The organism is Brevundimonas intermedia (assembly GCF_004614235.1).
Classification (GTDB): Bacteria; Pseudomonadota; Alphaproteobacteria; order Caulobacterales; family Caulobacteraceae; genus Brevundimonas; species Brevundimonas intermedia_A.
In genome coordinates, this window is sequence record NZ_SPVH01000001.1 from 65,320 (window position 1) to 86,613 (window position 21,294).

Here is a 21,294-nt window from a genome sequence, read left to right on the forward strand (position 1 = left end):
CGGCGCGTCGGACTTTAGCGCGCATCCTTGACCACCTCGCCGCCCTTGACGACCACGGGCACGGTCTGGAGCGTGGTCACGTCGGCCAGCGGATCGCCCGCCACCGCGATCAGGTCGCCATAACGGCCCACCGACACCGCGCCCACGTCGGCCTCGCGTCCCAGGGCCTGGGACGCGTTCCAGGTGGCGGCGCGAATGGCCTCGGCCGGGCTCATCCCATAGCGAACCATGACGGCGAACTGTTCGGCGTTGCGGCCGTGCGGATAGATGGCGGCGTCGGAACCGAACACCATGCGCGCCCCGGCGTCGTGGGCGCGACGGAAGTTGTCGCGCTGGGCCTGGGCGATCTCGCGGTCCTTGCGCAGATTGTCCTCGGTGACGCCGAACTCCGTGCCGGTCGCCTGGGTGAAGTCGGTGTTGTAGATGTCCATCGACAGCCACGTCCCGTGCTCGCGCGCCAGGCGGATGCCTTCGTCGTCGATCAGCGAGGCGTGTTCGATGGTGTCGATGCCGGCGCGAATAGCGGCCTTGATGCCTTCGGTCCCGTGGGCGTGGGCGGCGACCTTCAGACCCCACATATGCGCCTCGTCCGCGACGGCGCGCAGCTCGGCCTCGGTCATCTGCTGCTGGCCGGGTTCGGTGTTGTGGGAGAAGACGCCGCCGGTGGCGCACACCTTGATGACCTGGGCGCCGTATTTACGCACTTCACGCACGCTGTGGCGGGCGGCGTCGGGGCTATCGGCGTTGTATTCGTTCCGCATTTCCATCGCATGCGGCATGCCGGTGTGGTCGCAATGACCGCCTGTAGCGCCGAAGGAGACCCCTGCGGGGATGACACGCGGTCCCTCGACGAAGCCCCCGTCGATGGCCTGGCGCAGCGCGACGTCGGCGAAGGGCGGGCCGCCCAGGTTCCGCACCGTGGTGAATCCCGCCATCAGCGTCGCGCGGGCATGCGGAACCTGAAGGATCGGCTCGAAGTCGTCGGCGAACCGCAGGGCCTCAAAACCGGCGACATACGGAGTGCCGCCCAGGTGGACGTGCATATCGATCAGGCCGGGCAGCAGGGTCAGACCCGGCAGATCCAGACGCTTCGCATCCGTCGGCAGATCAGCGGGAACGCGGTCGCCGACGGAGACGATCCGGCCATCGGTGATCACCACCACAGGCGCGGTGACATAGACGCCGCGCTCGACGTCGACCATGCGGTCGGCGGTGACGACCAGCGTCTCGGCCCAGGCGGCGCTTGCCATCAAGGTCATCGCCAGCGTCGCTGCGCCGGCAATGGCGCGTTTGCAGAGTGTCATGAAAATCCCCATCCCCGTGATCCGCCGATCCTGCCACGGAATCGGCGGAGGGGAATGGAGAAAGCGATCAGAGGCCGGTAGCGGCGGGGACCATCAGCTCGGAGCGCTGACTTTGCCCCCCACCGCGTGCCGGGTCAATCTCAGTAGCCTGCGCCCATGGCGGCCAGACCAGCCGTCGAGGCGACGAAGGTCAAGGCGATGGCGCCGACGATGGCGGCCATGATGAAGCCCAGGATGAGACCGGCGATCAGGATGACGATGAAATAGACGATCTTCTTGTCTTCCGGCACCTTCATCAGGATCGGCAGGCCCAGGAACAGCAGGACCAGGCTGTAGATGCCGCCGATGATCGACACCCAGCCCAACAGCGGGATCAGGTTGAACACCCCGGCGATCCATGAGGCAGTCGAGGCATAGACCGCCAGCTTCATCGCCTGCACCGGATTGGGCGCGCCGCCGAAGCTGGACGCCAGGGCGTTGATGATCAGGCCGAGAATAAACACGCTGGCCAGCGACAGGCCATACGACACGATGGCCAGCACCAGGGCGCTGACGATCGAGGCGTGGCCGAACACCAGACTGCCGACCAGGGTCGCGACCGGACCGATGGCGGCCAGGATCATCGCATAGCGCGTGAACAGGCTCTTGTTGGTGGCGAACTCGCCGTCGATGCGCAGCCATTCGATCTTGGGCTGAAGCAGGATGCCCTTGACCCGGGCGACAAGCGCCGGATCGACGGCGGGTTGGGATTGGGACGTCGGATCGGTCATGGGCGCCTCGGCGATGGATAAGGTCGGATGTTGACGTTGCGTCGCCTCAAGTAGCAAGGGCGTGCGACAGATTCTCAATACCTTGTTATGGCAAAGGTTGCACGTGCGACCGAAACTGTCGTGGATACGCTCCATGCGTTGTCGAACAGGCGGCCCAAACCGTTCGATCTGCTAAGGAAGCCCATGGCTCGCGATTCCGCCCTCTATGTCTGTCAGTCCTGCGGCACGGTTCACGGCAAATGGTCGGGCCAGTGCAGTTCCTGCGGCCAGTGGAACACCCTGAGCGAGGAGAGCCGTTCGGCCCCGCCCGGCGCGATCAAACCCACGGCCGCGACCTCGGCCCGATCGCGCGGCATTCAGTTCGAGACCCTGCAGTCCGACACCCCCGAACCGCCGCGCATCACCACAGGCGTCGCCGAGTTCGACCGCGTCTGCGGCGGCGGCGTGGTGCCGGGTTCAGCCATCCTGCTCAGCGGCGACCCCGGCGTCGGCAAATCGACCCTGTTGCTGGAGGTCGCGGCCAAGGCGGCGCTGAAGGGATCGCGCGTCGCCTATATCTCGGGCGAAGAAGCGGTCGAACAGATCAGGGCGCGCGCCAAGCGGATGGGCCTGGCGGACGCGCCGGTCAATCTGGCGGCGGCGACGGCGCTGCGTGAAATCCTGGGCACGCTGAAGCGCGAGCATTTCGATATCGTCATCGTCGATTCGATCCAGACCCTGTGGTCAGACGTGCATGAGAGCGGCCCCGGCTCGATCACCCAGGTCCGGGCCTGCGCCGGCGAAATGGTGCGGTTAGCCAAGTCGCAAGGCGTCGCCGTCATCCTGGTCGGCCACGTCACCAAGGACGGCCAGGTCGCCGGTCCTCGCGTGGTCGAACACCTGGTCGACGCCGTCATGACCTTCGAGGGCGAGCGCGGCTATCCGTTCCGCATCCTGCGCGCCGGCAAGAACCGGTTCGGCGCCACCGACGAGATCGGCGTGTTCGAAATGGGCGACAGCGGCCTGCGCGAGGTCGCCAATCCATCCGCCCTCTTCCTGGGCGAGGGCAAGGAGCGCGCGCCCGGCGCCGCCGTCTTCGCCGGGATCGAAGGCTCGCGCCCCGTGCTGGTCGAGATGCAGGCCCTGGTGTCCAAATCCGCCTATGGCACCCCGCGTCGCGCCGTGATCGGCTGGGAAACGGGACGCCTGGCCATGGTGCTGGCCGTGCTGGAGGCCCGCTGCGGTTTCGGCTTCGGCGATCAGGACGTCTATCTGAATGTTGCGGGCGGCTTGCGCATTAACGAACCCGCTGCGGACCTCGCGGCGGCGGCGGCCCTGATCAGCTCGGCGACCGGCGTCTCCCTGCCCCAGGGCTGCGTCGTCTTCGGCGAGATCGGCCTGTCGGGCGAGGTCCGCAGCGTCGGCCGCGCCGAGGCCCGCCTGCGCGAGGCGCAGAAACTGGGCTTCGACCAGGTGCTCAGCCCCACCCTTACGGCCAAGACCAAGGGCGTGAAGGTGACATCCGTGACGCGTCTGACGGATGTGGTCGAACGAATCTCCCAGAACCGCTATTAGACCCACGTAGCAACCGCAGGATCCCGAACGCGTGACCGGATACGACGTCTTCGCCATTGTGGTGATCCTGTTTTCCGTCGCCGCCGGCTGGGTGCGCGGCGGGGTGCGCGAGATCATCACCCTGCTCAGCGCGACCCTGGCGGCCCTGGTGGCGCTGATCAGCCTGCCGTGGACCGCAAGCATCGGCCGGTCGTTCGTGGATCCCGAATGGGCGGGATCGATCCTGGCGGCCGTCCTGACCTTCTTCGTCGTCTATTTCGGCCTGCGCCTCGTCGGCTCGATGATCTCCAAGAGCGCCAAGGACAATCCGCACCTGGGCGGCGTCGATCGCGTGTTCGGCCTGCTGATCGGCGGCATCCGCGCCCTGGTCCTGATCGGGGCGGTGCATCTGGTCGTGGTGGCGGCCCTGCCGGGCGAGCGGACGCCGCGCTGGCTGACCAATGCGGCCCTCTATCCGGTCAGCGCAATGGGCGCCCGCGCTATCCAGATCGTCCTGCCCAGCCTCGGGCGCGGCGCCGACGCGATCACGCCGGTGGTGGATTCGTCCGTACGCAGGGGGTTTTCGGACGACGAAGCCTTGCCCCGGACGCAATCAGAGCCTAACTCGCCGCGCGAAGCCGCCCCTTAAGTTTCCCCGGTCATCGGAGCCCCACGATGCGCCACCATATCGCCGATCCCGTCGTCCACCGCGAACACTGGCGCGAGCCGGAGGACGACCAGCTTCGTCTGGAATGCGGTGTCTGCGGCGTCTGGGGCGCAGACGAGGACGAAGGCTCGGCCATCGTCGCCCTAGGCCTGCACGCCCTTCAGCATCGCGGCCAGGAAGCCTGCGGCATCGCCAGCGTCAAGGACGAGCGGTTCCACACCGAACGCCACCAGGGCCTTGTGGGCGAGGCCTTCGGCGGCGCCGACCTGATGACACGTATGCCCGGCCGCGCGGCCGTGGGCCACACCCGCTATTCGACCGCCGGCGGCAGCTTCCTTCGCAACATCCAGCCCATGTTCGCCGACCTCGACCAGGGCGGCATCGCCATCGCCCACAACGGCAACCTGACCAACTTCAAGTTCCTGCACAGCCAGTTGGTCAGCGAAGGCGCCATCTTCCAGTCGACCTCGGATTCCGAAGTCATCCTTCACCTGATCGCACGCAGCCGCAAAGCCAAGATCGTCGACCGCTTCATCGACGCCCTGGCGCGGATCGAGGGCGGCTACGCCCTGGTCGCTCAGACGCGCACCAAGATGATCGGCGCGCGCGACCCGCTGGGAATCCGGCCGCTGGTTCTGGGCCAGGTCGGCGAGGCCTGGGTGCTGGCGTCCGAGACCTGCGCCCTGGACATGATGGGCGCCACCTTCGTGCGCGACATCGAGCACGGCGAGATCGTGGTCATCGACGACAGCGGCCTGCGTTCGCTCAAGCCCTTCCCGGCCCGTGTCGCCCGCCCCTGCCTGTTCGAATACGTCTATTTCTCGCGCCCGGATTCGGTCGTGAACGGCTGCTCGGTCTATGAGGTCCGCAAGGAGATGGGTCGGGGCCTGGCCCGCGAGCTGGGCGTCGACGCCGATATCGTCGTGCCGGTGCCCGATTCTGGCGTGCCGGCGGCCCTGGGCTATGCCCAGGAAAGCGGCATTCCCTACGAAATGGGCATCATCCGCAGCCACTATCTGGGCCGCACCTTCATACAGCCCAGCCAAGGCGCCCGGCAGAAGGGCGTGCGCATGAAGCACAGCCCCAACAAGTCGGCCCTCGCCGGCAAGCGCGTCGTTCTGATCGACGACTCCATCGTGCGCGGCACCACCTCGCTGAAGTTGGTTCGCGCCGTGCGCGCCGCCGGCGCGACCGAGGTCCACCTGCGCTCGGCCAGCCCCCAGATTCTCTTCCCCGACTTCTACGGCATCGACATGCCGGAGCGCGCCCAGCTGCTGGCCGCCAACAAGACGCTGGAAGAGATGCGCGACCTGCTGGAAGTCGATTCGCTCGGCTTCCTGTCCATCGACGGCCTGTATCAGGCGATGGGGGAGACCGGTCGCAACAACGCCGCGCCCCAATTCACCGACCACTATTTCACCGGCGACTACCCCACCCGCCTGCTGGATCGCGAGATCGAGGAAGGCGGCCGCGAGTTCGGCGCCAAACAACTGTCCCTGCTGGTCAGCGCCTGACGGACGTCAACCCTGATCCTGGGCCGTGTGGAACAGGCGGATGATCTGAACTTGGCCGCCGCCAGCGCCGTCGGTCAGGGCGTAGACGATCAGGTATGGCGCGCCGGTGACCAGCTTCTCATACGTCCCTGGCTGCTTGCCCGGTCGCCCGATGGGCCGCTTGGCCAGCTTGTCCGTCGTCTCCAGGATTCTCAACTCGATCCGCTGGGCGGCGGCGAGATTTCGCTGCGCCAGATAGTCGATGGCATGGGTCAGTTCCAGCAAGGCCCGCCGCGACCAGACGACGGCGCGCATCAGGATTCGTATTTGGCGATGGTCTCGCGAATCTGACGCTTGGCCTCATCGTGCGAAACGACATCGCCGTTGCGAAAATCTTCCAGCCCCTGCTCGACGGCCGCCATCATTTCCAGCTCGCGATCGACGTAGCCCGAGATGGCGCGTTCAGCGAGAAAGGACTGCGTTCGCTGGGTCTTCTCGGCAAGCAGCCCTAGTCGCTCCTTGAGCGTCCCGCTCATGCGGACAGTGACGGTCGTGCTGGCGGCCATGGCGGAATGCTCCTGTGCACATCTGAACACAGGATAACACATTGACCCGTCGCATCGCCACTCCTACCACCCCGTCATGACTGAAGCCCTGCCCCTGAACGACCGTATCGCCCTCGTCGTCGGCGCCTCGCGCGGCATCGGCTATGAGAGCGCGCTGGCCCTGGCCAAGGCGGGCGCGCACGTCATTGCAACCGCTCGCACCCAGGGCGGGCTGGAAGAGCTGGACGACGCCATCTTCGCCGCCACCGGCCGCCACGCGACCCTGATCCCGTTCGATCTGGTGGACGGCGGCGCCATCGACCGGCTGGGCGGCGCCATTTTCGAACGATTCAAGAAGCTGGACATCTGGGTCCACGCCGCGGCCACCATGGGGCCGTCGGGCCTGACGCCGGTGTCCCACGCCGATCCGCGCGAGTTCGCCAAGATCGAGAAGACCAACTTCACCGCCGTCTATCGCCTGATCCGCTCGCTGGAGCCGCTGTTGCGCGCCTCGGACGCCGGTCGCGCCATCCACTTCACCACCAGCGTCGCCAGCGCGCCCAAGGCCTTCTGGGGCATGTACGCCGCGACCAAGGCCGGCGCCGAGGCTCTGGTGAAGGCCTGGGCCGACGAGATCGAGAGCACGCCCGTCCGCGTCAGCATCGTCGATCCCGGCCGCATGCGCACCGCCATGCGCGCCCAGGCCTATCCGGGCGAGGACCCGTCCGGCCTGCCTCACCCGTCCGAGATCGGACCCCTTGTCGTCGATTTGGCTAGAGGCGACGCCACGCCCCCGCAGACGATCCGCTTCCGCGACTGGAAGGCCGGACCGACGACGGAGGCGCTGGTCTAGGCCGGGGTCAGCCCCAGGCGCTGGCGCCCGGCTCCTCACGGAAAGAGAAGTCGCCGTCGGTCGACTGCGACAGGTCACGCCAGGCCTCCAGCTCCGTCGTCAGCCCGGCGATCTTGCCCTCGATCATGCCGATAGCGTCCGTTCCGGCCGCCCATCGCACGGGCGGGTTTTCCGCATTGGCCAGGACCACCAGCGCCTGTCCCAGCTTGGCCGGATCGCCCGCCTGGTTATGGCTGCGGGCCTCATAGAAGTCGCGTAGCGCAGCCGAGGCCTGGGCGTAGTCGGCGATGGGGTTGCCGGCATAGACGACCGATGTCGCATCCAGGAAGTCGGTGCGGAAGAAGCCCGGCTCGACGATGGTGACGTGGACGCCGAAGGGGCCGACCTCCTGGGCGACCGACTCGCTGAAGCCCTCGATGGCGAACTTTGAGGCGCAATAGATCGAGCCGGACGCCCCGCCGACCATGCCTCCCACGGACGAGACGTTGAATACACGGCCCGAGCGCTGGGCGCGCATGACCGGCAGCACGGCGCGAGTCATGTCGAACAGGCCGAAGACATTGGTGTCGAACTGGCTGCGCGCGTCCTGGGCGGTCGTCTCCTCGAAGATGCCGAGGTGGCCGTAACCGGCGTTGTTGACCAACACGTCGATGCGGCCGAAGCGGGCCATAGCGGCCTCGACGGCGGCGGCGATGGCGGCCGCATCCGTGACGTCCAGCGCCACGGACAGGACGGTGTCGCTATCGGGGCCGAAGGCCTTGATCAGGGCGTCGCGGTTGCGACCGGCGACGACGACGCGGTCGCCGGCGTCCAGGGCGGCGCGAGCGATGCCCGCGCCCAGGCCACGGGCCGCGCCGGTCACGAGCCAGGTCTTTTGAAGGGTCGTTGTCATGGGAAGTCTCCTCGGTCTGACCAGACGGAGAAGACGCTGTTTCAACTTCCTAGCGTTAGGGCGATCCGGGCGAAGTCTTGCACGATCCTGTCAAACCGCCCTCGCCTGCTTGCGCGCACGCGAAGACAGGCGTTGGATGCATGCATGAGCCTCTTGCCCGAAATGACCGACATCGTCGCGCGCCATGCGCCACCGGATCTGTCGCGATCCGCCGTGCCGGGCCTGCGCCTGTATGGCAGCGACGCGCAGACGCGGATGATCGCCGTCGCCTATGATCCCATGCTGTGCCTGGTGGTGTGCGGCGCCAAACAGACCATCCTGGGCGAGACGGTCTATTCCTATCGGGCCGGCGACTGTCTGGTGGTGTCGGCCGAACTGCCGGTGTGCGGCAGCATCGTCGAGGCGCCGTATCGCGCCCTCAGTTTCGACCTGAACCCCGCGACCATCGCCGGCCTAATGCTGGAGATCGACGCCCCTACCCCCTCGGATCAGCCGCCGCCGACCGGCATTCAGGTGACCCGACTGGAGGACGAACTGCTGGAGCCCATGGCGCGCCTGCTTCGCCTTCTGGACCGACCCGGAGAGATCGCCGTGATGACGCCGATGATCGAGCGCGAACTGGTCTGGCGCCTGCTCCACAGCCGGCACGCCGCCACCGTGCGTCAGATCGGCTCGGCCGAAAGCCGCCTGTCGGGCGTCAACCGCGCCATCAGCTGGATCCGCGCCCACTACGCCGAACCGATGCGGCTGGAGACTCTGGCGGACATGGCGGGCATGAGCCTATCGACCTTTCACCGGCATTTCCGTACCGTGACGACCATGAGCCCGCTGCAGTTCCACAAACAGGTGCGGCTACGAGAAGCGCGCGCCCGACTGCTGACCGGCCTGGATGGCGCGGCCGAGACCGGCTTCGCCGTCGGCTACGACAGCCTCTCCCAGTTCAGCCGCGAATACGCCCGCCAGTTCGGCCTGCCGCCCGGTCGCGATGCAGCGCGCATGCGCGAAAGCCTGATGGTCTACGGGCCAGCCGGGAGCCGAGCCGCTTAGGGCAGGTGCGCCAGAACCCGCAGCCAGCCCTCGGCCTGGGCCAGGTCGATGGCCTCGAACAGCGGGATCGCCACCAGGAAGACCAGACCGTCGCGGATGGTGGTCAGAAAGAACGACGGCCGCACCGACAGTTCCGCCTCGTCGCGCCACAGCGCGAACTTGGGCCAGAAACGCGGCGTCAGGGCCTTGTAGGCCGCATAGTCGGCGCCGAAAGTCGCGCCCAGCCAGGCCTCTTCACGGCGCACCGTCAGGTAGAAGACCGCCAGCGACGCCAGGGTGAACAGCACCGCCAGGGTCAGGCTGCCGCTCTGGGCGCCGATCCCGAAGGCGCCGAAGAAGCTGAAGATATAGAGAGGGTTACGGCTGATAGAATAGGGACCGCGCGAGACGATCTCGGCCTTCTTGCGCCCGCCGATATAGAGCGAGCACCAGGCACGTCCCACGATGGCGAAGACGATGGCGGCCAGGCCCACTGCCTCGACGCCTTCATGCAGCGGACTGTCCACGCCCGTCACGGACTGGGACACCATGGTCAGACCGACCAGGGCGAGCAGCGCGACGAGGACGGCGCCCTTGCGGATTTTCTGCACCGCCTGAAGGTCGAACACCTGGGTCGTGGTCATGAATCGCTCCGGATTGATTCCAAATCCAAGCGCCGCTTTCAACTGACGAGCAAGCGGTATGTTTGCGAGCGAAAATCGGTCTCGCAAAGTATGCGGATCAGGTTCGACCGCGGCGACGTCGGCCTCAGTCTTCGTAAGACAGCTCCTCGGACGCTGGCCGGATCGGCTCAGGGAGTTCGGGCGGGGTCGAGTCGGCGTAGGTGAGATAGTTGCGCCACACGACGTGGGTGCGCTCTCGCGTCATGTCGATACGGCAACGCAGCGCTGCCACGTTGCGGATCGAGCCGCCGTTCCACTTGTCGTACACACCCTTGCAGACCAGATCGGCATAGGCGGCCCAGGCCTCCTGGGCCTGATCCAGATAGGCGCGCTGCGACAACGAAAAAGTCGCGTTCCCCGCCCCCTGATCCGCCGCGTCCGCATTTCGGCGGGCAGCGACCAGATAGTGATCCATCCGCTCGACCTCGCGCGACAGGTCACGTGATGCGCAAGCATTGATGGCCAGCGTGTCCTCCGCCTTCGCGCAGTCCGCGGGCAGATGATCGGGGGACTGGCTGACCAAAAGGAGCGAAACGATTGCAAAGAGCATACCGGGTTCCCGAGAATGAAGCGCCGCGCCAGCTTCACACGCATCGCCCCATCTCGAAAGGCGGTTCACAGCCCGTCTAGAATATCCGCCAACTCCGCCGGCCAGATCGTCTCGGTCGAGGCCCGGATGTCGGCGACGCTCCACCAGCGATGCGCCACAAGGACATCCCGCTCCTCCTCCGTCCATCCGGCGGACGACAGGTCGAACGCCTCGGTGCGCAGCAGGAAGAACCGCTGATCCACATCGGCCATGCGACCGTCAGGCAGGCGGAAACTGACGCGGACCTGGGCGACCTGAGGGCCGGGATCGGCGACGACCAGCCCAGTCTCCTCCAACAGTTCGCGACGGGCGGCGTCCTCATAGGTCTCGCCCGGTTCGCAGCCGCCGCCCGGCGTGGCCCAGAAGGCCGTGCCGGCCAGAGCCCCCTGGGAAAAGACGAAGTGCAACAGCAGCACCCGCCCCTGCCCGTCCAGGATCAGCCAGCGCGAGGTCGGCCGGTCTGGAAGGACGGGGGCGACCGCGTTGGTCACGCCGTCACTTCTTGGCGCCGCCCTTTTGGCCCGTACGAATCCGGCCGGAACGCGAGACCTGACGCGCGCCGCCACGGGCGCCCTTCTGGACCGCCACCGACGAACCGGCCTTCTTGGACGCGCTGGACTTCAGGCCGCCCAAGACCTTGGGCTGGGCCTTGCGGGTCTTCTTCTGCTCCAGCGCCTTGCCGGGCAGCTTGGACAGGGCCTCTTCCTTCTCTGCCTTCTTGATGCGGCGCGGTGCGGTCTTGGCGTCGCCCTTGTAGCGTTCCGGCCCCGACTTGGCGCCGCCCTCGGCATAGGGGTTCACGCCGCTGGACTTGACGTTCAGGCGGATCGGCGTGCCCGGCAGGTCGAAGCTCTCGCGGATCGAGTTGACCAGATAGCGCTTGTAATGCTCGGGCATCGACTCGGCGCGGTTGGCCATCAGCACGAAGGTCGGCGGACGGGCCTTGGTCTGGGCGATGTATTTCGGCTTGATGCGCTTGCCGTCCACTGCGGGGGGCGGGTGCCGCTGCGTCGCCATGGCCAGCCAGGTATTCAGGTCCTTGGTCTTCACCTTGACCGACCAGGTGTCATAGGCCTGAAGCACGGCCGGCATCAGGCGTTCGACGCCACGGCCCGAGTGCGAGGACAGGACCACGAAGGGCGAACCCTTCAGCTGGGGCAGCTTGTCCTCAGCCATGCCCTTGAGCTTGGCCATGCGCGCCTGGGGCTCTTCTTCCAAGTCCCATTTGGACGCGACATAGACCAGGGCGCGGCCTTCGCGCTCGACCAGGTCGGCCAGTTGCAGGTCCTGGGTGTCGAAGGCGTCGTCCTTGTCCATCATCAGGATGACGACTTCGGCGAAGGTGATGGCCCGGATGGTGTCGGCGACCGACAGCTTCTCCAGCTTCTCCTGCACCCGCGCCTTGCGACGCATCCCGGCCGTATCGACCAAACGGATGTTCTTGCCCTCGAACACCCAATCGACCGAGATGGAGTCGCGCGTGATCCCCGCTTCCGGCCCGGTCAGCAGGCGGTCGTCGCCGATCAGGCGATTGATCAGGGTCGACTTGCCCGCGTTGGGCCGGCCGATGACGGCGATACGGATCGGCTTGTCCGGCTCGTCGATCTCTTCGATGAAGATGTCTTCGGACGCTGCGCGGATGGCCTTGTAGAGGTCAGCCATGCCCTCGCCATGCTCGGCGGAGATGGCGACCGGCTCGCCGAAGCCCAGGGCGTGCGCCTCGCCAACGCCGCCACCGCTCTCGCGGCTCTCGGACTTGTTGGCCAGCAGGATGATCGGCTTGTGAACCTTGCGCAGGCGTTCGGCGAAGATCCGGTCCAGAGCGGTGACGCCTTCGCGGGCGTCCATCATGAACATGACCAGTTCGGCGTCATCCAGCGCGGCCTCCGTCTGCTCGCGCATCCGGGCTTCCAGGCTGTCGTCGGTGACATCCTCGTAGCCGGCCGTGTCGATCAGCGTCAGATCCATGTCGCCGATGTTGCCGTCGGCATAGCGCCGGTCACGAGTCACGCCGGGGCGATCGTCGACCAGCGCGAGGCGCTTGCCGACGAGGCGGTTGAACAGTGTCGATTTGCCCACATTGGGGCGGCCGACGATGGCGACCTTCAGAGCCATGTCGGCTTTCTAGCTTAGTTCGGGCTGAAAATCAGCGGATGCAGATCAGCTGACCGTTATCGGTCAGCACGTACAGGGCGCCGTTGTAGGCGGCAGGCGCGATATAGGCGGGCGCGCCCAGCTTCAGGGTCGTCTGCGCCACGCCGGTCTTGGGATCGAAGGCCACAGCCTCGCCGAACGAATTGACCATCACCAGGCGGTTGGAGGCCAGCAGCGGACCCGACCATTGCGGCGTCAGTTCGCGGTCGAAGAAGCCGAAGAAGCCGCCTTCCTTGCGGATGCGTCCTTCGTTCAGCTCGCGCGTCCAATAAATCTGACCCGTATCGCGGTTGACGGTGATCAGCTGACCCGACTTGGACACCACGAAGACGGCATCACCGACTGGCAGCGGCGCGTTCACACCCGTCACCGGCAGCTGCCACTTGGGTTGGCCCGAACGCAGGTCCAGCGCCGACAGCACGCCGGAGTGGCTGACGCCATAGACCATGCCGCGGCTGATGACCGGACGGCCCGCGACGTCGCGAACTTCCGACAGGGCGCTGGTGCGGCTGGTGCGCGACAGGGTTTCTTCCCACACGGCCTGACCGTTCAGGGCGCTGAGGGCGACCAGTTGGCCCGAGGCGAAGGGCGCGACGACGGTGTTGCCGCTGACGGCCGGGCTGGAGGCGCGCATGACGCGCGCCGGCTCGGCGATGCCGCGATAGGTCCAGTCCTGGGCGCCCGTCGCAGCGTCGAAGGCGAACAACTGGCTGTCCACATCGACCACGAAGACGCGGTTGCCCGACACGGTCGGGGCGCCGTGGATCGGGGCATCCACCTGCTGGGTCCAGACCACCGCGCCGGTGTTGGCGTCCAGCGCCGACATCGAACGATAGCCCGAGGAGACGAACACCTTGCCGCCGCCCACGGCGACGCCGCCGCCGAAGCCGCCGTTGCGGTCACGCTCGTCGTTCTTGACGTTGGCCTTCCACAGGACTTCGCCGGTGTCGGCCGACACGGCCGAAACGGTTGATTCGCCGTCCAGCACGAAGATCTTGCCGTCGGCGGCCACGATGGGCGCCATGACGTTGCCGACGTGGGCCGAGCCCTCGCCGATGTTGCGCTTCCAGGCGATCTGGAAGTTCGGGGCGGCGATGACGTGTTCGACCAGGTTTTCGGAGGTTCCGCCCGGCTGGGTCCAGGCCGTGATCGCCTGGGGTCCGGGCAGGAAGAAGTCTCGGCCTGACAGGGCGGCCGACGGGGTCAGCGTCTGTTCGAACTCCAGCACCGAAATCCGCTGGCCGGCCGATGCGGTCGCCCCCGCCTCCTCCTCGCCGCCCAGGCCAAACGGCAGGTTGCGGCGCACGGTGCCGCAGGACGCGACCGTCGCGGCGACGCCGCAGATCAGCGCGACTTTCAGAACTCGGTTCATCTGGGGCGTCCTGTAAGGGGTCGTCACTATTGGGCGGCCGGGGCGGCGGCAGGAGCCGCTGCGGGCGCCGAAGGGGTCATCGCATTCGCGGCGCCGGCGGCGGGCGGCGTGGCCTTGGCGGCGGCGTCGATGATAGGCTTGATCGCGCCTGCGGTGCCGGCGTCGATGGATTCCACCGCGATCTGGGCGCGCTGACGCACCGTATCCGGCACGTCCTGACCGAGTTGCAGCAGGACGAAGGCCTCGCGGGCCTCCTTGGTCTTGCCGTGCTGGAGGCGCGCCAGGGCCAGGGCTTCCTGGGCGAAGGCGTGCAGCGGACGGTCGTCTTCGGCCAGCGGCGTCAGGCGGGCCTCGATATCGGCCAGGGGCGCGGTGTCCATGATCAGGAAGGCGGCCTTGAGCGCGGGCGGATCCGACAGCAGCGGATCGCTGGAGGCCTTGGCGGCTTCGTCGAACAGGCGGACGGCGTCGGGGAACTTGTTGGCGCTGACGGCCAGGCCGGCCTGCTGTTGCAAGGCCATGACCTTGTAGGCGCCATTGCCTTCCTTGACCGCTTCCTCGAAGGCGGCGCGGGCGTCCATCGGCTTGTCGGCCCGCAGGGCCTCCATGCCGCGATCATAGGCCTCTGCGCCCTTGCCGGCCTTGTTCGTGTTGAGGCTGTCCCAGCCCCACCAGCCCAATGCGCCGATCAGGGCGACCACCAGCACCACGCCGAAAACGGGCAGCCAGGTCTTGGCCAGGCGCTTCACCTTTTCGGAGCGAAGCTCCTCCTCGACCTGCTCGAAGACATCAACCACTGAAACGTCGCCCCAAAATCGCGAAATGCAAACCGGCGCGGACCCTAGAAGGTCGGCTCCCCGCCCGCAACGTCGTCCGTTACTGCGAAGCCGGCTTTTTCGAGAAGTAGGTCTCGACTTCGGCAGGAAAACGGCGGGTTTTCACATCGGCGGCGAAAGCGGCGGCCGCGCGGTCGATCTCTGTGCGCAGATCGGCGTATTTGCGCACGAACCGCGGGGTCCAGTCGAACATGCCCAGCATGTCGTTGATCACCAGCACCTGACCGTCGCAGGCGGCCGATGCGCCGATGCCGATGGTCGGCGTGTCGATGGTCTCGGTGATTTCGCGCGCCAGCGATTCGGCGACGCCCTCGATGACGATGCAGAAGGCGCCCGCCTCTGCCGTGGCCTTGGCCTCGGCCATCACCCGTTCACGCTCGTAATCGGTGCGCCCCTTGGCCTTGAACCCGCCCTCGGCCAGGATCGCCTGGGGACGCAGGCCCACGTGGCCCATGACCGGTATGCCGCGCTTGACCAGGAACTCGACGATCTCGGCCAGTTCGATGCTGGTCTCCAGCTTCACCGCCTGGGCGCCCGTTTCCTGCATCACCCGCACACAGTTGGCGTAGGCGACCTCCTTGCCGCCCTCGTACGAGCCGAACGGCATGTCCACGACCACCATGGCCCGCTTGGCGCCCCGCATGACCGCCTGCCCGTGCAGGATCATCATCTCCAGGGTGACGCCCACCGTATTGGGCAGGCCGTGAACCGCCATCCCCAGGCTGTCGCCAACCAGCAGCACATCGCAGTGCGGGTCCAGCAACGCCGCCATCGGCGCATCATAGGCGGTCAGGCAGACGATCGGCTCGCCGCCCTTGCGACCGGCGATATCGGGAACGGAGATCCGCTTCACGGTCTCCTGCGTTTGAATGGACATCCGGCGAGCCTCCTGTCTGAACGCGGTTCAGATAGGCTTGCCCGCCGGCGAAGTCACCTTCAGACGTCCTGCGACAACCGCGCCGCCCCCGCCGCCAACACCGCAGCCATGGCCCCGGCCACGATCCAGAAGGCCAGAACGCCCGTGCCGCTGGACAGATCGACCGAGCCGACACCCAGGCTGTCCAGTCCCGACTGGGCCGCGCCCTGCGCCGTCGCCGCCGCCGCGCGAATTCCCTGGTCCAGGGTCGTCTCGCCGCCAGGGGCGAAGTTCACGCTCAGACCCTCGCGAATCGCCAGCGCGCCGCCGACCAGCCCGGCCGCCGTCAGGGCCAGCACGCGCCAGCGCGACTGCTTCTCCATCCGCGCCTGCAGCGTCGCCAAAAACAGGGCCTCGTCGGCCAGTCGCGGACTTTGCGCGAACAGCCGCTCGATCATCGGATCGAATTCATCAGCCGACATGGATCGACCTCCCGTCGCCCTGCGCCGGTTGAAGCCGCGCGCGAAGTTTATCCAGACCACGTTTGACATGGGATTTCACCGTTCCGAGCGGCAAATTCATGGCCGCCGCGATTTCGGGATGGGACATCCCCGCGCCGTGGCACAGGGACACGCACACCCGCTCGGTTTCGTTGAGCGTCTTCAGCGCATCGTCCAGATCCATCAGGCCCCCGCGATCGACCACGACATCCGCCTGATCCGTCTCGACCTCGGCGACATAGCGGGCCTCCTTGGCGACCCGCTTCAGATACAGCCGCGCGGCGATCTTCTTGATCCAGCCCGCAAAAGTCCCCTGCCCGCGAAACTCCGAGCAACGCTGGAACCCTTGCAGGAAGGCGTCCTGCGCCACATCGTCGGACAGGGACGGCGTGGCCCCCATCCGGCGCAGCAGCCCCCGCACCGCCGACCCGTGCCGACGGACCAGTTCGCCATACTCGCGCCGTCCGCCGGCCGCCGCCTGGGCGGCCAGCTCGACATCGTGAAAGTCTCTGAGTGTCTTGACCATGACGTTTCCCCCTTCCGGCGGACGTCAGTCTTTGTTCGGGTTGAAGAAGCCCAGGATGATGAAAGCGATGCCGATGGCGATGGGGATGCAGGCGATGCCCAGCAAGGGATTGGCCATGCCGCCGTTCCATTGGTTGCCGCCCAGATCGCTCAGCACCCCGAAGGCGCCGACGCCGATCCCGCCCGCCAGGCTTAGGACGCCCTTTCGCATATCCTTGGTCCGCGACGGCAGTCCCTTCTGCACGTCCTTGGTCATGGCGTCGATCAGTTCGGCCGGCAGAGTCTGACCCTTGTCCACGGCGTGACGAACGGTCAGCTGCATCTCGCGACGCTCTCGGTTCTTAAGGAACGACGGGCCGATAACGACGGCGACGATGGAGGCGAAAACGATGAAAACGACGAAGACGGGGGTCATGGGGTAATCTCTTCTGTGATCCTGCAGCAGCCTGATGCGGCGGCCTTCTGATCACAAGAGGCTGCAGGGTGCGCCCACGGATGCGCCGCCTTACGTGAAATCTTCGTAAGGTCGCCGGATCAAGATTTCCGGAGATCGGCCGACGCCGCTGGACAAGCTGAGCCTTTAGGCGGACCGTCGAGATCAGTTCGCTGGCGTATCTGGTTCAATCCCGTTCACGCGAGGTCGCGATGCTGCTTCCCCAACTCTCCGCCCTGGGCTGGTTTCACACCCTGGGCAGCCTGCCCGCCGTGCCGTTGGCCCTCTATCTCCTCATCCGATACGGCCGCATCCCGCCCGAGAAGATGATCTCCAAGATCTTCCTCGGCTTCATGTTCATCGGGGCCTTGTCCGGTGTTCTGGTGATCAAGAGCCTGCCCGGCGTCGCCATCTCTATCCTCAGCCTGGGCTCGCTGGTCGTCGGCTCGACCATCGGCTTCGTCACGCCGCTGGCCCGGCATCGCTGGTGGATTCAGACGGTATCGCTCAGCGTCGCGGTCTTCACCCTGTTCCTGCCCAGCGTGACGGAGGTCATGACACGACTGCCGGCCGGCCAACCGATCGCCGACAGTCCCGAGGATCCTCTGGTCGTGGCGTTCCAGCTATCGCTCGTCGTCATTCTGATCGTGGGGGTGACGCTGCAACTGCTGTTCCTGCGGCGGCCGGTTCGGGCTACGGTTGCTGCCTGAACTTCAACGGAGAGACCCCATGGCCCATGTCACCTATCGCATCGTCGAACACGACGGCGGCTGGGCCTATATGTCCGGCGGGACCTATTCCGAGACCTTCGCCACCCATGACGACGCCAAGGCCGCCGCCGTCCGCGTCTCGCGCGAGCAGCGCGTGCCGGACGAGACCGCCTCCATCGAATATGCGACAGCAGACGGTACGTGGGTGACCGAGCGCGCCGACGGCCATGACCGCCCCATCACGGACGTCGAGGGCTGAACACGGCGTGATTGGGCGTCGCACCCTTCTGGCCGCCGCAGCGTTCGCGCCGCTGGCGGCCTGTGCTGCCATCCCGGCGGCGCGCCCGGCCGCCGGGCTCCGGCTCGTCACCTTCAACATCTGGCACAATCTCGGCGACTGGACCGCCCGTCGGCCGCTGCTGATCGCGGCGCTCAAGGCCCAGGACGCCGACGTCATCGCCCTACAGGAAGTGCTGGAGGATGCGAACGTCGGGCTGGGGAACCAGGCCCGAATGCTGGCGCGCGAGCTGGGCGGCTATCACGTCGCCTTCGTCTCGACCGATCCCGAGGGGGCGCCGCGCCGATACGGCAACGCCCTGCTCACCCGCCTCCCGGTTCTGGCCGAAGACTCCATCAAGCTGGAGCCGCTGGATGATTTCCGCACTGCGCTCCGTCTCCGCGTTTCGGTTCAAGGACGCCCGGTGGATGTGGTCGTCACCCATCTGGCCTGGCAGCCCGACGCCGGCCCGGTGCGCGCGCGTCAGATCTCGTCCCTGCTCAGCTGGCTGCCGCAGGAGGGCGTACCCCTGATCGTCATGGGCGACTTCAATGCGCCCTTGGAGGTCACAGGCCTGGCGACCCTGACCGGCCCGCGCTTCCTGAGCGCCCTGCCCCGTGGTTCGGTCGCCACCACCCTGAACCCGGCCAAGGGTCACCCGAACCGCGTCATCGACCACATCTTCGTCGAGCCGGAGTTCTTCGCCCCCGTCGAGGCCCACATCTTCGGCGACACGCCCACGAACGGCGAATACCCCTCCGACCACTTCGGCGTCGCCGCGACCGTCCGGCTCAGGTAAGCGCGGCGGCGTAAACCTCGGGCTTGAACCCCACCAGCCGCCGATCCCCCAGGTCCAGCACCGGCCGCTTGATCATCGACGGCTGCGCCAGCATCAGCGCGATCGCCTTGGTCTTGTCGATGTCCGCCTTGTCCGCATCCGGCAGTTTCTTGAACGTCGTCCCGGTCCGGTTCAGCACCGTCTCCCACCCATGCTCGTCGATCCACAGCCCCAACTGCCCCGCATCGACCCCGGCCTTCTTGTAGTCATGGAAGACATACTCGACCCCGTTATGCTCCAGCCAGACCCGCGCCTTCTTGACCGTGTCGCAGTTGGGAATGCCGTAGAGGGTGTAGGTCATGGGTGTCTCGTCTGTCGGTTTGGGCGGGAAGGTTCATAACCGATTTCGACCCTAAGCAGTCTTGCCCTGCGCCGTGTCTGTGCAAGAATTTTATTCTGGACCAAACGGTCCGTAACGACTACAAGAGGTCATTACTCCTCTCCGGCAAACATTCAGACGATGGCTCGCCCTCAAGAATTCACAACAGACGCTGTTCTTCACGCCGCGATGCGCCTGTTCTGGCGCAAGGGGTATGAGGCGACATCGATGTCGGACCTTCTGGACGCCACCGGACTGAGCAAGAGCAGTCTCTACAGCGCGTTCGGCAGCAAACACGACCTGATGCTAGCGGCCTTTGACGCCTACCGTCTCAAACGGAGGCAGGACATGAGCCGGATGCTAGCGCAGGGCACAGGGCGCCAGGGCGTCGAGGCCTTCTTTCATACGATCGTCGATGACGCAGCCGATCCTGAGCACGGCAGCGGCTGCATGAGCATCAATCAGGCCGTCGAACTGGCGCCTTACGATGAAGGTGTCCGCCGTCGCGTCGAGGAGGATCTTCAACTCATCGAAGACGGACTGGCCCAGGCGCTGGCGCGCGGTCAGGCCGACGGCTCGATAGGCCGTGCACGACCTGCTCGTGAACTCGCGCAGCTTCTCGTACTGGGATTCCCCGGCCTTCAGGTGATGAGCCGAGCCGGACTATCTTCGTCCAGGACCAGCGACTCGCTTCGCCTCTTGCTGGCCTTGCTCGACTGAGTTTCGCCCCCCTTTTTTAGCCATTTTGGACCGAATGGTTCAAAATTATCACGGAGACAAACCATGCAGATCAAACAAGTTCGGAACGCCACCCTGCTGATCGAATTCGGCGGATCGAGGTTTCTGATCGACCCCTATCTGGCCGACAAAGACGCCAACCCGGGCTTCGAAGGCACGGTGAACAGCCACATCCGCAATCCGCGCGTCGAACTGAAGACGCCGATGGATGAAATCCTGAACGTGGACGCTGTGATCGTGACCCACACCCACCCGGACCACTGGGACGAGGCGGCCATCCGTCTGGTGCCGAAGGATGTGCCGCTGTTCGCACAGCATGAAAAGGATGCGGACCTCATCCGCTCGCAGGGGTTTACCGATGTCCGCATCCTTCAGGACGGCGCCCGGTTCGGCGCGGTCGAGCTGATCAAGACGCCCGGCCTGCACGGCAGCCCCGAGACCGTCGCCGTCGCCTATGAAGTCCTCGGCGATGTCTGCGGCGTCGTCTTCAAAAGTCCTGGCGAAAAGACGCTCTACGTCGCGGGGGACACCATCTGGAACGATGACGTCGCGACGACCCTGAAAACCCACGCTCCTGAAGTGGTCGTCCTGAACGCGGGCGACGCTCAGATCCCGGGTCTCGGCTCGATCATTATGGGAACCGAGGACATCAAGCAGGTCCACGAGGCCGCCCCGTCGGCGACGCTCATCGCCAGCCACCTCGAAACCGTCAATCACTCCGTACTCAGCCGTGCAGAGCTTCGGGCCTTCGTGCGCGAGCACCGCCTGGAGACGCAGGTTCTGGTGCCGGACGACAACCAGTCCTACACTTTTTGAAGGCGCGAGAATGTCCAGTGGAACCAATCAGCAGTTGGTCGGGGCCTTCTATGGCGAGATCAACCGGGGCGGTTTCAACGAACTCGCGCGGTACTGCCATGACGATTTCAGGTTCTATCATCAGGTCGATACGCCTCACTTCGGCGTGGCGGGTTTTGTCGCGTCGGAGACGAAGAACTTCGACGCCTTCAGCAACTGGCGCATGTCCCTTCAAGACATGATCGCGACCGACGACAAGGTGGCGGCCTACATGATCTTCGAAGGCGACCACACGGGCGATTGGAAGGGCATCGCCCCCACCGGACGACGACTGCGCTTCTCACTGCTCATGTGGTTGACAATCCAGGACGACAAGATCGTCGAGAAGCGGGCTCACTTCGACCAGGCGGACATAAAGGCCCAACTGACTCGTTAGTCCGAAAACCAAGAGGAGCGCCCTTTCGTCACTCGGGAGAGCGCTCTTTGCCTTTCGGCCACACCGCCTGGCGACCGACGACATTCACTGGGTCAACATCGTAGGCATGCACTGGCAGGGTAAGGCGCAGGCCGAACTGCGCACCGGGTT

At 66.2% G+C, this 21,294-nt stretch carries 27 protein-coding genes; 11 read left to right on the forward strand and 16 right to left on the reverse strand.

Going from position 1 to position 21,294, the window contains the following annotated elements; translation table 11 throughout:
- Positions 1-14: 14 nt before the first annotated feature.
- Both EGY25_RS00335 and EGY25_RS00340 read right to left on the reverse strand, forming a co-directional pair.
- Positions 15-1,304: a metal-dependent hydrolase family protein gene (locus tag EGY25_RS00335; RefSeq protein WP_135193076.1), complete on the reverse strand. Its 1,290-nt coding sequence runs from the start codon at positions 1,302-1,304 to the stop codon at positions 15-17.
- A gap of 140 nt (positions 1,305-1,444) precedes the next feature.
- On the reverse strand, positions 1,445-2,074 hold the full coding sequence (locus EGY25_RS00340) for a Yip1 family protein (protein ID WP_135193077.1): 630 nt from the start codon (positions 2,072-2,074) through the stop codon (positions 1,445-1,447).
- A 183-nt stretch (positions 2,075-2,257) separates the two neighbouring features.
- On the opposite strand from EGY25_RS00340, the gene radA reads away from it, so the two are divergent.
- The 3 genes from radA to purF are packed head-to-tail and all read left to right on the forward strand — an operon-like array spanning position 2,258 to position 5,788.
- On the forward strand, positions 2,258-3,628 hold the full coding sequence (gene radA, locus EGY25_RS00345; RefSeq protein WP_135193078.1) for a DNA repair protein RadA: 1,371 nt from the start codon (positions 2,258-2,260) through the stop codon (positions 3,626-3,628).
- A gap of 31 nt (positions 3,629-3,659) precedes the next feature.
- On the forward strand, positions 3,660-4,256 hold the full coding sequence (locus EGY25_RS00350; RefSeq protein ID WP_135193079.1) for a CvpA family protein: 597 nt from the start codon (positions 3,660-3,662) through the stop codon (positions 4,254-4,256).
- A gap of 26 nt (positions 4,257-4,282) precedes the next feature.
- Complete coding sequence (gene purF / locus EGY25_RS00355) at positions 4,283-5,788, forward strand: amidophosphoribosyltransferase (RefSeq protein WP_135193080.1); 1,506 nt, start codon at positions 4,283-4,285, stop codon at positions 5,786-5,788.
- A gap of 6 nt (positions 5,789-5,794) precedes the next feature.
- Here purF and EGY25_RS00360 read toward each other — a convergent pair whose 3' ends face one another.
- Both EGY25_RS00360 and EGY25_RS00365 read right to left on the reverse strand, forming a co-directional pair.
- Positions 5,795-6,082: a type II toxin-antitoxin system RelE/ParE family toxin gene (locus EGY25_RS00360; RefSeq protein WP_135193081.1), complete on the reverse strand. Its 288-nt coding sequence runs from the start codon at positions 6,080-6,082 to the stop codon at positions 5,795-5,797.
- On the reverse strand, positions 6,082-6,333 hold the full coding sequence (locus EGY25_RS00365) for a CopG family ribbon-helix-helix protein (protein ID WP_135193082.1): 252 nt from the start codon (positions 6,331-6,333) through the stop codon (positions 6,082-6,084). The genes EGY25_RS00360 and EGY25_RS00365 overlap by 1 nt, the downstream gene beginning before the upstream one ends.
- A 76-nt stretch (positions 6,334-6,409) precedes the next feature.
- Between EGY25_RS00365 and EGY25_RS00370 the strand changes: the two genes are divergently transcribed.
- Entirely contained in the window at positions 6,410-7,165 is a 756-nt protein-coding gene (locus EGY25_RS00370; RefSeq protein ID WP_135193083.1) for an SDR family NAD(P)-dependent oxidoreductase, read from the forward strand.
- A gap of 7 nt (positions 7,166-7,172) precedes the next feature.
- Here the strand turns inward: EGY25_RS00370 and EGY25_RS00375 are convergent, their stop codons facing one another.
- On the reverse strand, positions 7,173-8,057 hold the full coding sequence (locus EGY25_RS00375; RefSeq protein ID WP_135193084.1) for an oxidoreductase: 885 nt from the start codon (positions 8,055-8,057) through the stop codon (positions 7,173-7,175).
- 144 nt (positions 8,058-8,201) lie between these two features.
- Here EGY25_RS00375 and EGY25_RS00380 point away from each other — a divergent pair, with 144 nt between their 5' ends.
- Positions 8,202-9,104, forward strand: a complete 903-nt coding sequence (locus EGY25_RS00380) for an AraC family transcriptional regulator (RefSeq protein ID WP_209307914.1) — start codon at positions 8,202-8,204, stop codon at positions 9,102-9,104.
- On the opposite strand, the gene EGY25_RS00385 is transcribed toward EGY25_RS00380, so the two are convergent.
- The 10 genes from EGY25_RS00385 to EGY25_RS00430 all read right to left on the reverse strand — a co-directional run bounded on the left by EGY25_RS00385 (position 9,101) and on the right by EGY25_RS00430 (position 17,013).
- Positions 9,101-9,727, reverse strand: coding sequence for a methyltransferase family protein (locus EGY25_RS00385; protein WP_135193085.1), 627 nt, complete (start codon positions 9,725-9,727; stop codon positions 9,101-9,103). The two genes, EGY25_RS00380 and EGY25_RS00385, sit on opposite strands and share 4 nt — an antisense overlap.
- Positions 9,728-9,851: 124 nt before the next feature.
- Positions 9,852-10,316 (reverse strand): lysozyme inhibitor LprI family protein, encoded by a 465-nt coding sequence (locus EGY25_RS00390; RefSeq protein WP_167762428.1) that lies wholly within the window; start codon positions 10,314-10,316, stop codon positions 9,852-9,854.
- Positions 10,317-10,381: 65 nt separating this feature from the next.
- A complete protein-coding gene (locus tag EGY25_RS00395; RefSeq protein WP_135193087.1) occupies positions 10,382-10,846 on the reverse strand; it encodes an NUDIX hydrolase in 465 nt (154 codons plus the stop codon).
- A 4-nt stretch (positions 10,847-10,850) separates the two neighbouring features.
- Positions 10,851-12,470, reverse strand: coding sequence for a ribosome biogenesis GTPase Der (gene der / locus EGY25_RS00400; protein WP_135193088.1), 1,620 nt, complete (start codon positions 12,468-12,470; stop codon positions 10,851-10,853).
- A 31-nt stretch (positions 12,471-12,501) separates the two neighbouring features.
- The gene (locus EGY25_RS00405; protein WP_135193089.1) at positions 12,502-13,881 is read right to left on the reverse strand and encodes a PQQ-binding-like beta-propeller repeat protein; all 1,380 of its coding nucleotides are present in this window, start codon (positions 13,879-13,881) and stop codon (positions 12,502-12,504) included.
- 26 nt (positions 13,882-13,907) lie between these two features.
- Entirely contained in the window at positions 13,908-14,678 is a 771-nt protein-coding gene (locus tag EGY25_RS00410; protein ID WP_135193090.1) for a tetratricopeptide repeat protein, read from the reverse strand.
- 79 nt (positions 14,679-14,757) lie between these two features.
- The gene (panB, locus tag EGY25_RS00415) at positions 14,758-15,594 is read right to left on the reverse strand and encodes a 3-methyl-2-oxobutanoate hydroxymethyltransferase (RefSeq protein WP_135193091.1); all 837 of its coding nucleotides are present in this window, start codon (positions 15,592-15,594) and stop codon (positions 14,758-14,760) included.
- A 59-nt stretch (positions 15,595-15,653) separates the two neighbouring features.
- Positions 15,654-16,055 carry a hypothetical protein gene (locus EGY25_RS00420; RefSeq protein ID WP_135193092.1) on the reverse strand — a complete coding sequence of 134 codons (402 nt, stop codon included), beginning with the start codon at positions 16,053-16,055 and terminating at the stop codon, positions 15,654-15,656.
- Positions 16,045-16,599, reverse strand: coding sequence for an RNA polymerase sigma factor (locus EGY25_RS00425; RefSeq protein ID WP_135193093.1), 555 nt, complete (start codon positions 16,597-16,599; stop codon positions 16,045-16,047). Before EGY25_RS00425 ends, EGY25_RS00420 begins: the two co-directional genes overlap by 11 nt.
- Before the next feature lie 24 nt (positions 16,600-16,623).
- On the reverse strand, positions 16,624-17,013 hold the full coding sequence (locus EGY25_RS00430) for a DUF6249 domain-containing protein (protein ID WP_135193094.1): 390 nt from the start codon (positions 17,011-17,013) through the stop codon (positions 16,624-16,626).
- Positions 17,014-17,243: 230 nt separating this feature from the next.
- On the opposite strand from EGY25_RS00430, the gene EGY25_RS00435 reads away from it, so the two are divergent.
- From EGY25_RS00435 to EGY25_RS00445, 3 genes are read left to right on the forward strand one after another with little or no spacing between them, the layout of a single operon-like run.
- The gene (locus EGY25_RS00435; protein ID WP_135193095.1) at positions 17,244-17,741 is read left to right on the forward strand and encodes a hypothetical protein; all 498 of its coding nucleotides are present in this window, start codon (positions 17,244-17,246) and stop codon (positions 17,739-17,741) included.
- Between the two features lie 19 nt (positions 17,742-17,760).
- Positions 17,761-18,000 carry a hypothetical protein gene (locus EGY25_RS00440; RefSeq protein WP_135193096.1) on the forward strand — a complete coding sequence of 80 codons (240 nt, stop codon included), beginning with the start codon at positions 17,761-17,763 and terminating at the stop codon, positions 17,998-18,000.
- Between the two features lie 7 nt (positions 18,001-18,007).
- Positions 18,008-18,817, forward strand: coding sequence for an endonuclease/exonuclease/phosphatase family protein (locus EGY25_RS00445; protein WP_167762429.1), 810 nt, complete (start codon positions 18,008-18,010; stop codon positions 18,815-18,817).
- Here EGY25_RS00445 and EGY25_RS00450 read toward each other — a convergent pair.
- On the reverse strand, positions 18,810-19,157 hold the full coding sequence (locus EGY25_RS00450) for an ArsC family reductase (protein ID WP_135193098.1): 348 nt from the start codon (positions 19,155-19,157) through the stop codon (positions 18,810-18,812). The two genes, EGY25_RS00445 and EGY25_RS00450, sit on opposite strands and share 8 nt — an antisense overlap.
- 207 nt (positions 19,158-19,364) lie before the next feature.
- Here EGY25_RS00450 and EGY25_RS00455 point away from each other — a divergent pair, with 207 nt between their 5' ends.
- The 3 genes from EGY25_RS00455 (at position 19,365) to EGY25_RS00465 (ending at position 21,144) form a co-directional block, all read left to right on the forward strand.
- Complete coding sequence (locus EGY25_RS00455; protein ID WP_280643896.1) at positions 19,365-19,895, forward strand: TetR/AcrR family transcriptional regulator; 531 nt, start codon at positions 19,365-19,367, stop codon at positions 19,893-19,895.
- 63 nt (positions 19,896-19,958) lie between these two features.
- Positions 19,959-20,729 carry an MBL fold metallo-hydrolase gene (locus tag EGY25_RS00460; RefSeq protein WP_135193100.1) on the forward strand — a complete coding sequence of 257 codons (771 nt, stop codon included), beginning with the start codon at positions 19,959-19,961 and terminating at the stop codon, positions 20,727-20,729.
- A 34-nt stretch (positions 20,730-20,763) separates the two neighbouring features.
- The gene (locus EGY25_RS00465) at positions 20,764-21,144 is read left to right on the forward strand and encodes an ester cyclase (protein ID WP_209307915.1); all 381 of its coding nucleotides are present in this window, start codon (positions 20,764-20,766) and stop codon (positions 21,142-21,144) included.
- Positions 21,145-21,294: the final 150 nt, after the last annotated feature.